The 12,295-nt window shown below is 71.0% G+C and carries 7 protein-coding genes; 3 read left to right on the top strand and 4 right to left on the bottom strand.

Annotation, left to right across the window (positions count from 1 at the left end):
* Positions 1–2: 2 nt before the first annotated feature.
* Positions 3–1,535, bottom strand: a complete 1,533-nt coding sequence (locus CRM89_RS27210; protein WP_098086630.1) for a CoA-acylating methylmalonate-semialdehyde dehydrogenase — start codon at positions 1,533–1,535, stop codon at positions 3–5.
* A gap of 225 nt (positions 1,536–1,760) precedes the next feature.
* Here CRM89_RS27210 and icmF point away from each other — a divergent pair, with 225 nt between their 5' ends.
* The 3 genes from icmF to CRM89_RS27195 all read left to right on the top strand — a co-directional run bounded on the left by icmF (position 1,761) and on the right by CRM89_RS27195 (position 7,677).
* Complete coding sequence (icmF, locus tag CRM89_RS27205; RefSeq protein ID WP_098086629.1) at positions 1,761–4,976, top strand: fused isobutyryl-CoA mutase/GTPase IcmF; 3,216 nt, start codon at positions 1,761–1,763, stop codon at positions 4,974–4,976.
* 99 nt (positions 4,977–5,075) lie between these two features.
* Positions 5,076–6,155 (top strand): amidohydrolase, encoded by a 1,080-nt coding sequence (locus tag CRM89_RS27200; RefSeq protein ID WP_098086628.1) that lies wholly within the window; start codon positions 5,076–5,078, stop codon positions 6,153–6,155.
* Positions 6,156–6,186: 31 nt separating this feature from the next.
* Positions 6,187–7,677, top strand: a complete 1,491-nt coding sequence (locus CRM89_RS27195; RefSeq protein WP_098086627.1) for an NAD(P)/FAD-dependent oxidoreductase — start codon at positions 6,187–6,189, stop codon at positions 7,675–7,677.
* A 4-nt stretch (positions 7,678–7,681) separates the two neighbouring features.
* On the opposite strand, the gene CRM89_RS27190 is transcribed toward CRM89_RS27195, so the two are convergent.
* The 3 genes from CRM89_RS27190 to CRM89_RS27180 all read right to left on the bottom strand — a co-directional run bounded on the left by CRM89_RS27190 (position 7,682) and on the right by CRM89_RS27180 (position 12,249).
* Positions 7,682–8,452 (bottom strand): helical backbone metal receptor, encoded by a 771-nt coding sequence (locus CRM89_RS27190; RefSeq protein WP_172964581.1) that lies wholly within the window; start codon positions 8,450–8,452, stop codon positions 7,682–7,684.
* Between the two features lie 216 nt (positions 8,453–8,668).
* Positions 8,669–9,436, bottom strand: a complete 768-nt coding sequence (locus CRM89_RS27185; RefSeq protein WP_011207562.1) for an SWIM zinc finger family protein — start codon at positions 9,434–9,436, stop codon at positions 8,669–8,671.
* Positions 9,433–12,249: a DEAD/DEAH box helicase gene (locus tag CRM89_RS27180; RefSeq protein ID WP_098087142.1), complete on the bottom strand. Its 2,817-nt coding sequence runs from the start codon at positions 12,247–12,249 to the stop codon at positions 9,433–9,435. Before CRM89_RS27180 ends, CRM89_RS27185 begins: the two co-directional genes overlap by 4 nt.
* Positions 12,250–12,295 lie beyond the last annotated feature (46 nt).

Below are 12,295 nucleotides of genomic sequence, written 5' to 3'. Positions count from 1 at the left end.
GATCAGTCCATGGTCGGGATGACGAACGCGTTGGACGCGGAGGCTGCGGAGCGTCCCGACAGCACAGCTCGGCTTCCGCCGTCCGGCCAGCGCTGCGTCACCGTCTTGGTCTTGGTGTAGAAGCGGATCGAGTCGGGGCCGTGCTGGTTGAGATCGCCGAAGCCGGAACGCTTCCAGCCGCCGAAGGTGTAGTAGGCGATCGGCACCGGGATCGGCACGTTGATGCCGACCATGCCGACCTGCACGCGGGCCGCGAAATCGCGGGCGGTGTCACCGTCGCGGGTGAAGATCGCCACGCCGTTGCCGTACTCGTGCTCGTTGGCCAGGCGCAGGCCCTCCTCGTAGTCCTTGGCACGCACCACCGAGACGACCGGGCCGAAGATCTCCTCCTTGTAGATGCGCATCTCCGGGGTGACCTTGTCGAACAGGGTCGCGCCGACGAAGTAGCCGTCCTCGCCGCCCTCGACGGTCAGGCCACGGCCGTCCACCACCAGTTCGGCGCCCTCGTCGATGCCGATCTGCACATAGTTGTTCACCCGGTCCACACCGTCCTTGCCGACCAGCGGGCCGAAGTCGGCGCCCGGGTCGTCGGAGCGGCCGACGTTGAGCTTGTGCACCCGCTCGGTGAGCTTGGCGACCAGCCGATCGGCGGTCTCCTCCCCGACCGGCACCGCCACCGAGATCGCCATGCAACGCTCGCCCGCGGAGCCGTAGCCCGCGCCGATGAGCTGGTCGGCCACGTCGTCGAGGTCGGCGTCGGGCATGACGATGGCGTGGTTCTTCGCGCCGCCGAAGCACTGGGCGCGCTTGCCGTTGGCGGTGGCGGTCTCGTAGATGTACTGCGCGATCGGGGTGGAACCGACGAAGCCGACGGCCTTGATACGCGGGTCGTGCAGCAGCGTGTCGACGGCTTCCTTGTCGCCGTTGATCACGTTGAACACGCCCGCGGGCAGGCCGGCCTCGAGGAACAGCTCGGCGAGCCGCAGCGGGACCGAGGGGTCGCGCTCGGAGGGCTTGAGCACGAAGGCGTTACCGCAGGCCAGCGCCGGTCCGGCCTTCCACAGCGGGATCATGGCCGGGAAGTTGAACGGGGTGATGCCCGCGACGACGCCGAGCGGCTGGCGCATCGAGTAGACGTCGATGCCGGTGCCCGCGCCCTCGGTGTATTCGCCCTTGAGCAGGTGCGGGATGCCGACGGCGAACTCGATGACCTCGAGGCCGCGCTGGATGTCGCCCTTGGCGTCGGCGATGGTCTTGCCGTGCTCGCTGGACAGCAGCGCGGCCAGGCTGTCCATCTCGTCCTGCACCAGGGCGAGGAACTTCATCATGACGCGGGCACGCTTCTGCGGGTTGAACGCGGCCCACTCCTGCTGCGCCGCTTCGGCGTTCGCGATGGCGGCCTCGACCTCGGACTTGCTCGCCAGCGGCACCCTGGCCTGCACCTGGCCGATGTTGGGGTCGTAGACGTCGCCGAACTTGCCCGACGTGCCCGCGACGTGCTGCCCGCCGATGAAGTGAGTGAGTTCCCGAACCATGTCAGTCCTTCTCTTGTCGTCGCGACGCGCGGCACCCGCGCGATCTCGGTCATCCTATAGTTGGACATCCAAGTAAAAAGGGGAGTGTGATTCATACCACCCGGAAGAACCGAACCGCCGGTGCGTCACGCGGCGGTCGTTCGCATGGCGGTGTGATCGGCATCACCGTAGACTTCCTATGACGTCCTAGTATCGGGCGCCATAAGGACTCGCCGGAGGACTCCCGTGGCCGACAGCACGCTCCACCAACCCGCCTATCCGGTCCGCTTCGTGACCTCGGCCGCCCTGTTCGACGGGCATGACGCCGCGATCAACATCATGCGGCGCATCCTGCAGAGCCAGGGCGCGGAGGTGATCCACCTCGGCCACAACCGCGCGGTCCACGAGGTCGTCGCGGCCGCCGTCGAGGAAGACGTGCAGGGCGTCGCGGTCAGCTCCTACCAGGGCGGCCACGTCGAGTACTTCGAATACCTGGCGAGCGCGCTGCGCGAGGCGGGCGCCGGGCACGTGCGCGTCTTCGGCGGCGGCGGCGGGGTGATCGTGCCCGAGGAGATCGAGCGGCTGGCCCGCTCGGGAGTGCGGATCTTCTCGCCCGAGGACGGCCAGCGGCTCGGCCTGCCGGGCATGATCAACGAGCTGATCCAGACCTGCGATGTGGACCTGACCGGCGAGCGGCCCGCCGTCGAGGCGGTGCTGGCCGGTGAGCGCACCGCGCTGGCCCGGGTCATCACCTGCCTGCAACAGGACGCGCTACCCGCCGCCGACCGCGACGCGCTGCTGGCCGCCGCCCGCGACCGGACGGTGCCGGTGCTCGGCATCACCGGTACCGGCGGGTCCGGAAAGTCCTCGCTCACCGACGAATTGGTCCGCAGGCTGCGCACCGACCAGCAGGACAAGCTGCGGGTGGCGATCCTGGCCGTCGACCCGACGCGGCGCCGCGGCGGCGGTGCGCTGCTCGGCGACCGGATCCGGATGAATTCCCTCGACGGCACGCACGTGTTCTTCCGCTCGCTGGCCACCCGCGGCGGGCACGAACTCCCGCACGACATCGACGCCGTCATCGCCGCGTGCAAGGCGGCGGGCTACGACCTGGTGATCCTGGAGACGCCGGGCATCGGCCAGGGCGACGCGGCGATCGTCGACCATGTCGACGTCGCCATGTACGTGATGACACCGGAGTTCGGCGCCGCCTCGCAGCTGGAGAAGATCGACATGCTCGACTTCGCGGACGTGGTGGCGATCAACAAGTTCGAGCGCCGCGGCGGCGCGGACGCCGTGCGGGACGTCTCGCGCCAGCTGCTGCGCAACCGCGAGGCGTTCGGTGCCGACCCGGCGGACATGCCGGTCTTCGGCACCAGCGCGGCCACCTTCAACGACGACGGGGTCACCGCCCTCTACCAGCATCTGCTCGAGCTGCTCGGCGCGCGCGGACTCCCGGTCGACGAGGGCGTGCTGCCCCGGGTGCAGACCCGGGTCTCCACCCGCTTCGCCCAGATCATCCCCACCGCACGGGTGCGCTACCTCGCCGAGATCGCCGACACCGTGCGGGCTCATCACGCGCGCACCCGCGACCAGGTGGCGGCGGCGCAGCGGGTGCAGCGGCTGGAACTGGTGGCCGCGGAGCTGCCCGGCGACGCGGCCGTCGCCGACTTGCTGGCCCGCGCCCGCGCGGAACTCGACCCCGAGAACGCCGCCCTGCTGGCGCGCTGGCCCGAGGTCGCCGAGAGCTACCGCGGACCCGAACAGGTGGTGCGGGTGCGCGATCGCGAGATCCGCACCACGCTGCGGCGGGAATCGCTGTCGGGCAGCAGTATTCCGCGGGTGGCGCTGCCGCGCTTCACCGACCACGGTGAGCTGCTGCGGTTCCTTCGCTCGGAGAACCTGCCCGGGCACTTCCCGTTCACCGCCGGGGTGTTCCCGTTCAAACGCGACAACGAGGATCCGGCGCGGATGTTCGCCGGCGAGGGCGACCCGTTCCGCACCAACCGCCGGTTCAAGGTGCTCTCGGAGCATTCCGAGGCCAAACGCCTGTCCACAGCGTTCGATTCGGTGACCCTCTACGGGCGCGACCCCGACGAGCGGCCCGACATCTACGGCAAGGTCGGCACCTCCGGGGTCTCCATCGCCACCGTCGACGACATGAAGGCGCTCTACGACGGCTTCGACCTCACCGCGCCCACCACCTCGGTGTCGATGACGATCAACGGCCCCGCGCCGACCATCCTCGCCTTCTTCCTCAACACCGCGATCGACCAGGCGCTGGACCGGTTCCGGGCGGCCGAGGGCCGCGAGCCCACCGCCGACGAAGCCGCCGACCTCCGCGCGCGCACCCTGGCCACCGTGCGCGGCACCGTGCAGGCCGACATCCTCAAGGAGGATCAGGGCCAGAACACCTGCATCTTCTCCACCGAGTTCAGCCTGCGCATGATGGCCGACATCCAGGAGTGGTTCGTGCGCAACAAGGTTCGCAACTTCTACTCGGTGTCGATCTCCGGCTACCACATCGCCGAGGCGGGCGCGAACCCGATCAGCCAGCTGGCCTTCACGCTCGCCAACGGCTTCACCTACGTGGAGGCATACCTGGCGCGCGGCATGCACATCGACGACTTCGCGCCCAACCTGTCGTTCTTCTTCTCCAACGGCATGGACCCGGAGTACTCGGTGATCGGCCGGGTGGCGCGCCGGATCTGGGCGATCGCGCTGCGCGACAAGTACGGCGCCGCCGAGCGCTCGCAGAAGCTGAAGTACCACGTGCAGACCTCGGGCCGCTCGCTGCACGCGCAGGAGATGAACTTCAACGACATCCGCACCACGTTGCAGGCGCTCATCGCCATCTACGACAACTGCAACAGCCTGCACACCAACGCCTACGACGAGGCCGTGACCACCCCCACCGAGGACTCGGTGCGCCGGGCGCTGGCGATCCAGCTCATCATCAACCGGGAATGGGGGCTGGCGATGAACGAGAACCCCTTGCAGGGCAGTTTCATCATCGACGAGCTCACCGACCTGGTGGAGGAGGCGGTGCTCACCGAGTTCGAGCGGATCAGCGAGCGCGGCGGCGTGCTGGGCGCGATGGAGACCGGCTACCAGCGCGGCAAGATCCAGGACGAGTCGATGCTCTACGAGCACCGCAAGCACGACGGCTCGCTGCCGATCATCGGCGTGAACACCTTCCGCAATCCACACGGCGAGCCGGAACGCACGCTCGAGCTGGCCCGCGCCACCGAACGGGAGAAGCAGTCCCAGCTCGACCGGGTGCGCGAGTTCCAGCGCAGGCACCGCACCCAGGCGCAGGCGGCGCTGGCCCGGCTCGAGGAGGTCGCCCGCACCGACGAGAACATCTTCGAGGTGCTCATGGACGCCGCGCGGGTCTGCTCGTTGCAGCAGGTGACCGAGACGTTCTTCACCGTCGGCGGACAGTACCGGCGCAACGTGTGAAGTCGGCGCGGCCCGGGTATGCGTTTGCCGCCGGGCCGGGCCACGGGCGTGTGAGAATCGCGCCAGCCGTACCGATCGACGAGGACAGGACGGGCCTGCATGGACCTCAGCGATTTGCGCATCATCGATGCCCACATCCACCAGTGGGACCCGCTGGCGACGCCGCGCGACTTCAGCCACCTCGCCCGGCTGTTCAGGTACCTGCCCGTGCCGATCCATCTCGCCGCCAAACTGGCGCGCCGCAGTGACCGCGAGTTCGTCGGCGACCCCACCGCCTACGCGCATCCGTACCTGCCCGCCGACTACCGCGCCGACGCGGTGGGCGTGCCGGTGGCGGGCGTGGCCCACATCGAGGTCGACTGGAGCAACACCGGCCCCACCGCCAAGGCCGACGAGACCCGCTGGGTGGCGAGCCTGCCGTTCGGGGTGGACACGCCGCGGCTGACCGCGATCCTGGGCTCGGCCGACCCGGCCGCGCCCGGTTTCCCCGAGCTGCTCGACGCCCACCAGACCGCCTCGCCGCTGTTCCGCGGCATCCGGACGATGGTGGCCCATCATCCCGACCCCGGCGTGCGGCAGTTCGCGCCGACCGAGGACGCCCTCACCTCGTCGGCGTTCCTGGACGGGTTCGCCGAGCTGGTCCGCCGCGGCCTCGTCTTCGAGGCCTGGGTGTACTCGAACCAGCTGCCGCAGGTCACCGGCCTGGCCAAGCGCTACCCCGAGGCCACCATCGTGCTCGACCACCTCGCCACCCCGGTCGGCCTGTTCGGCCGGATCGGCAAGCACACCGGCGGCACCCCCGAGGACCGCCGCGACCTGTTGCTGCGCTGGCAGGACGACCTCGCCGCGCTCGCCGAACACCCGAACGTGGTGGCCAAGGTGAGCGGCCTGGCCATGCCGATCCTCGGGCACCCGGTGCCCCGCCGCGGCAGCACCACCACCGCGCCGGTGCTGCTCGACCGCATCCGGCCGCTGCTCACCCACGCCATGGACTGCTTCGGCACCGAGCGGTTGATTTGGGGCTCCAACTTCCCCGTCGACAAACCCATCACCACCATCGCCGACAGCGCGCAGGCGGTGGGCACCGCGCTCACCGAGCACGGGGGCGACCGCGCGGATCTGGCGCGGGTGTTCGGGGGCAACGCCGAACGGGTCTATCGCATCGAACCGCCGGAGTGAGCGGGCGGAGCCGAGCGGGAGGAGAACAGCCATGACAGCGGAGTTCGACCACGAGGTGATCGTCGTCGGCGCCGGCTTCTCCGGGATCGGGGCCGCGATCAAGTTGCGCGAGGCCGGGTTCGAGGACTTCCTCGTCGTCGACGACGCCGACGGCGCAGGCGGAACCTGGCACTGGAACACCTATCCGGGTGTCGCCGTGGACATTCCGTCGTTCAGTTATCAGTTCTCCTTCGCGCAGCGGGCGGACTGGTCGCGGGTGTACGCGCCGGGGCGGGAGTTGAAGGCCTACGCCGACTGGTGCGTGGACACCTACCGATTGCGGCCCAAGATCCGCTTCTCCACCACGATCACCGCGGGCGAATTCGACGAGCAGCGGCATGTGTGGACGTTGCGCACCGCCGACGGACAGCGGCTGCGGGCGCGGTTCGTGGTCGGCGCGACCGGGGTGCTCACCCGGCCGAAGCTGCCCGACATCCCGGGCGTGCGCGAGTTCGGCGGCGTCACCATGCACACCGCGCGCTGGGACCACCGTCGAGACCTGCGAGGCAAGCGGGTGGCGATCATCGGCACCGGCGCCTCGGCGGTGCAGGTCATCCCGGAGATCGCGCCCACGGTGGAGCGGCTGGTCGTCTTCCAGCGCACCCCCATCTGGTGCCTGCCGCGCCCGGACCTGCCGCTGCCCGCGCCGCTGCGGCTGGCGCTGCGGGTGCCAGGCGGCCGCTCGCTCACCCGCCTGGCCAGCCAGACCTACGTGGAACTGACCTTCCCGATCGCGGCGCACTACCACAACACGGTGCCCACCACCGCGGTCGCGGAGCGGCTCGCGCTGGCCCACCTGCGGCGTCAGGTGCACGACCCGGTCGTGCGCGACGCGCTCACCCCGCGCTACACCCTCGGCTGCAAACGCCCCAGCTTCTCCAACGACTATCTCGCCACGTTCAACCGGCCGAACGTGACGCTGGAGACCGACCCGATCGCCGAGATCACCCGCGGCGGCGTGCGCACCACCACCGGCACCGAGCATCCGGCCGACGTGCTGATCCTGGCCACCGGGTTCAAGGTGATGGAGTCGGGCAACATGCCGACCTTCGAACTGCTCGGCGTGGGCGGGCGCAACCTCGAACAGTGGTGGGACGAGCACCGGCTCCAGGCCTACGAGGGCGTGAGCGTGCCCGGCTTCCCGAACTTCTTCTCGGTGATCGGCCCTTACGGCTACAACGGCTCGTCCTATTTCGCGCTCATCGAGAACCAGGTCCGCCACATCCTGCGCTGCCTGCGGCACGCCAGGAAGCGAGGCGCGACCCTGGTCGAGGTCACCGAGGCCGCCAACGACCGCTACTTCCAGGAGATGCTGGCCCGCCGCGGCGGCCAGGTGTTCTGGGAGGCCAGTTGCGCCCGTGCCAACAGCTACTACTTCGACAAACACGGCGACGTGCCGCTGCGCCCCACCACGACGCTCGAAGCAGCCTGGCGCAGCGGCCATTTCGACCTCGACGACTACCGGTTCGCCCGGGCGGGCTGACCGTTCAGCCGATCGCCGCCTCGATCCGGGCGGTGAGGTGGCTTCGGGCGGTGGTCAGCGAGGGGCCGTACCAGGTGAGGGCGCGGCCTTCGACGAGGGCCACCGGGATGCCGGGGAAGGCGTCGGGACCGTCGTCGGCGGTGAAGACGTAGGGCTCGTCGGGGAGGACGGCGAGGTCGACGCCCCGGGTGAGGTCGGCGTCGGTGAGGGTGGGGTAACGCTCGGGGCGCTCGGCGTGGACGAGGTGCAGGCCGAGGCGGGCGGCGAGATCGCCGGTGAACGTGTCGCGGCCGACGACCATCCAGGGGTTGCGCCAGACCGGGATCACCGCCGGAATCGGCGGGCGCGGTGGCGGTGCGGCCCAGGCGTTCTCGGCCTCGGCCAGCCACGCGGGCACCTCGTGCCCGAAGGCGGTGGTGAACAGCCGCGCCAGCGAGGCGACGGCCCCGGCGAGGGTTTCGATCCTGGTCACCCACACCGGCACGCCCGCGGCACGCAGCCGGTCCACGTCGAGACGCCGGTTCTCCTCCTGATTGCACAGCACCAGGTCCGGCGCCAGGGCCACGATGCGGCGCACGTCGGGGTTCTTGGTGCCACGCACCCGTTCGACCGCCAGCTCCGCCGGGTGCGTGCACCATCGCGTCGCCGCCACCAACGTCTCCGGGCAGGTGTGCGCGACCGCCTCGGTGAGCGAGGGCACCAGGGAGACCACCCGCCGGGCGGGCGCCGACAGCGGGACCTCGGCGCCGAGGTCGTCCCGGATCACGGCCGTCACCTGCGCCAGCTTAGGTGAGGCGCACCGCCCGGGTGCGGTGTTCGGGCAGCGGCGGGGCAGTGCCGGGACGTTCCGCCGGTCACGGCCCACGCCGCACACTGGGAATCGGCACCCGGCGCCGGGATGTTCCGAGCCCGCGCACCGGACGGGATCCGCCCGACGAAGTCCGGCCGCCGCGATCGGCCCCGCTGCCGGGTGCCGACCAGCCGAACACGCTCAGGTCCGGTCGAGGCGTTCGTACAGCGCCTCGAGTTCCCGCACCGCCGTCGCCGCCGCGGTCTCGTCCTCGGACACCATCCGCGCCGCCTTGCGCAGCAGCACCGGATCGAGATCGTCCGGGGCGGCGTGGAATTCGAGGCGGGGCAGGGCGGGCAGGGTGCCGCGCTCGCCGTAGGGATCGTCGTCGGATTCCGGCGACGGCTCGCGTTCCAGGCCGCCGATGAGGGTGTCCAGATCGAGACCGCGCAGGGTCAGGATCTCGCGCGGCGCCTCGTCGAGCCGCTCGGCCAGCAGATAGCAGACCGCGGCGGCGTGCTTGCACGGCCAGCCCGGGTCCGGGCAGGTGCAGGAGAAGTCGAGGTCGGCGGCGGTGGTGGGCAGCAGGTGCGGGCCGAGGGCGGGCGGCAACACACCGGAGGCGATGTCGGCGAGCATGCCGGGGGTGTCGCGGATCGTCTCGACGAGCAGCTCGAGTTCCTCCTCGCGCAGGCGACGGACGGTGAATTCGGCGGTGAACGGGCGCGGCTGGCTGCCCTGCACCTCGGCGACCACGCTGCCGGCGCCGATCCGGTAGCTCACCACCTGCCCGGCACGCGCGTAGCTGCGGCCCCGGGCGAGCCTGCCCGGCTCCGACATCGCCTCCACCGCCTCGATGAACGCCTTCCCCCACCACGTGCGCCCGAAGCCGCCGCGGGCGCTGCGCGCTTTCACCCCGCCGTCCACGGGGCGTGGCCTGCCGTAACGGTCACCGCGCGCGGGGCTCACTCGCCCACCGCCTCGGCCCCGAGGGTGAACAACTCGCGCAGCTCCTCGGTGCCCAGCTCGGTGATCCAGTTCTCCCCCGCGTCCACGGCCAGGTCCGCGAGCCTGCTCTTGCCGGTGATCATCTCGTCGATCCGTTCCTCGATGGTGTCGACGCAGACCAGCTTGCGCACCTGGACGTCGCGGCGCTGGCCGATGCGGAAGGCGCGATCGGTGGCCTGGTTCTCCACCGCCGGATTCCACCAGCGATCCAGGTGCACCACGTGATTGGCGGCGGTGAGGGTGAGCCCGGTGCCGCCGGCCTTGAGGGACAGCAGCATGATCGGCGGGCCGTCGCCGGACTGGAAGCGCTCGACCATCGTGTCCCGGTTCTTCTTGGTCACGCCGCCGTGCAGGAACGGGATCGGCGCGCCGAACCGCTCGGACAGATAGGGCGCGAGCAGGTCGCCGAACTCACGGAACTGGGTGAACAGCAACGCCTTCTCCCCGTCCGCGACGACGGTGTCGAGCACGTCCTCGACCAAGGCGAGCTTGCCGGAGCGGTGCCTGCCGCGGTGCAGCACCGGGGAACCGTCACCGAGGAAGTGCGCGGGATGGTTGCACACCTGCTTGAGCCGGGTGAGCGCGCCGAGCACCGCACCCTTGCGGGCCATGCCCTTGGCACTGCGCAGTTTCACCAGCATGTCGTCGACGACGGCCTGGTACAGGGCGGCCTGCTCGACGGTCAGGTTCGCCCGCACCGTCATCTCGAGCTTGTCGGGCAGATCGCCGATGACCGCCGGATCGGTCTTGACCCGGCGCAGCACGAACGGTTGGGTGAGGAAGCGCAGGCGGGACAGGGCGTTGGGATCCTGCTCGCGTTCGATGGGGACGGCGAACCGGGCGCGGAAGGTCGGTGCGGTACCGAGCAGCTTGGGCACCGCGAAATCCATGATCGAGCGGAACTCCTCGAGCCGGTTCTCCACCGGGGTTCCGGTGAGCGCCAGGCGATGCCGGGCCGGCAGGGCACGGGCGGCACGTGCCTGCCTGGTCGCGGCGTTCTTGATGTGCTGCGCCTCGTCGAGCACCACCCGGTCCCACGACTGGCGCGACAGTTCGGCCGCATCCCTGGCCAGGATGGCGTAGGTGGTGAGCACCAGGTCCGAATCCGCCACTGCGGCATCGAGTTCGGCGTCGCGACGGCGGTCGGCGCCGTGGTGCACCAGCACCCGCAGCCCGGGGGCGAACCGCTGCGCCTCGCGCTGCCAGTTGCCGACCACCGACATCGGGCACACCAGCAGTGTCGGGCCGGGCGGTGCCGTGCTGGTCTCGCGCTCGTGCACCAGCAGGGCCAGCACCTGCACCGTCTTGCCGAGACCCATGTCGTCGGCGAGGATGCCGCCGCAGCCCATCCGGCTCATCGTCGCCAGCCAGCTCAGGCCGCGCAGCTGATACGGGCGCAGCTGCGCCTTCAGCCCACCCGGGGTCGCCACCGGCTCGCGGCCGCCGTCGAACAACTCGCCCGCCCAGCCGGTGGCGGTGACCTCGGTGAGCGGCACCTTGTCGACGCGGGTGGCGGCGATCTCGCCGAGCAGGTCGGCGAGGGTGACCGGCGACGTGTCCAGATGCGCGGCGACGTAGCGGGCGGCGGCGGCGAGCACCTTGTGGTCGGCCTGCACCCATTCCCCGCGCAACTGCACCAGGTCGGATTTGGCGCGGACCAGGCGCTCCATCTCGGCGCGGGTGAGCACCTTGTCGCCGACCGCCAGTTCCCACCGATAGGACAGCAGGCCCTGCATGCCCACGGTGCTCTCCGCGGCGGGCGCGGCGCTGCTCACCGCGAGCCGCAGGGTGGGTTCGGCGATGGTCCAGGCGCGCGGCAGCAGCAACCGCACCCCCGCCTCGTGCAACGCCTGCGCACCGTGCGCGACGAGATCGGCCACCACCTCGGTGGGCAACAGCAGGTCGAGGCTGTGCGGATCACCGGGCAGATCGCGCAGCCGGGGGTAGGCCCGTTGCGCCCGGCCGAGCTGCTCGACGGCGATGCGCAGCAGGTTCGGGTCGGCGGTCGTCGGCACCGGGGCCGGGGTCTCGCCCTCGGTGCGGAGGCAGACCTCCAGCCGCCACAGCGCCACGGTGTCGTCCCGGTCGTCCCCGCCGTCCCCGTCGATACCGGTCTCCCCGTCCGGTTCCAGCAGCCGCAACACCAGCTCCGGCTCGTCGACGGTGAGGCTCTCGCGCCAGCGCCGCAGCACCTCGGCCAGCTGGTGGCTACCCGTCTCGAGCGGCTGGTCCCGCACCAGTGCGCGCACCAGCGGGTGCGTCACCGGCGCGTCGGCGAGCCTGGCGCGCACGATCGGATCGGTCAGCTCGGTGACCAGATCGTCGAGCACCGCCGCGGGCTGCCCCGCCACCCGCAGCGCCGCGGGCATCGCCACCGCGAGTTCGGCCAGCCAGGCCCGTTGCCGGGCACCGCCGACCAGCCGCCAGCGCGCCCACCACTGTCCGTCGGCCCGGTGCAGGTCGGGCACCACGCGACCGGCCCGCACCCACCGATCGATCCCGTCGGCGACGTGGGCGAGAAAGCGCAGGTCACCGGCCACTGATTCGACGGGTAACCGCTGCCGCAGCACGTCGACCGCGGCCTGTGGCACCAGGGCGTGCGCGCGCACCTGCGTGAGCTGTGGGCCGACGGGGCCCGGCACCAGCACCTGCGCCCGATGCCGGAACCGCGATGCGCGCAGCAACGCACCGGCCGGGTCGGGCAGCGCCGGCGGCACCTCGCCCTCGGTCCACAGCACCAGGCCGGACCCCGGTGACCACAGTCCGTGCAGCATCCGTCCATCCAAGCAGGTGGCACCGACACCCGGCGGGCCGCCGGCG

Origin of the sequence: Nocardia sp. FDAARGOS_372, assembly GCF_002554515.1 — a bacterium.
Lineage (GTDB): Bacteria > Actinomycetota > Actinomycetes > Mycobacteriales > Mycobacteriaceae > Nocardia > Nocardia farcinica.
The sequence above is the reverse complement of the archived record's forward strand: the minus strand, read 5'-3'. Positions and strand labels throughout refer to the sequence as shown.

What these genes read in the sequence shown, in the direction of transcription:
- CRM89_RS27210 (WP_098086630.1), bottom strand. Translation starts at nt 1,535, where the DNA reads ATGGTTCGGGAACTCACTCACTTCATCGGCGGGCAGCACGTCGCGGGC.
- CRM89_RS27200 (WP_098086628.1), top strand. Translation starts at nt 5,076, where the DNA reads ATGGACCTCAGCGATTTGCGCATCATCGATGCCCACATCCACCAGTGG.
- CRM89_RS27195 (WP_098086627.1), top strand. Translation starts at nt 6,187, where the DNA reads ATGACAGCGGAGTTCGACCACGAGGTGATCGTCGTCGGCGCCGGCTTC.
- CRM89_RS27180 (WP_098087142.1), bottom strand. Translation starts at nt 12,249, where the DNA reads ATGCTGCACGGACTGTGGTCACCGGGGTCCGGCCTGGTGCTGTGGACC.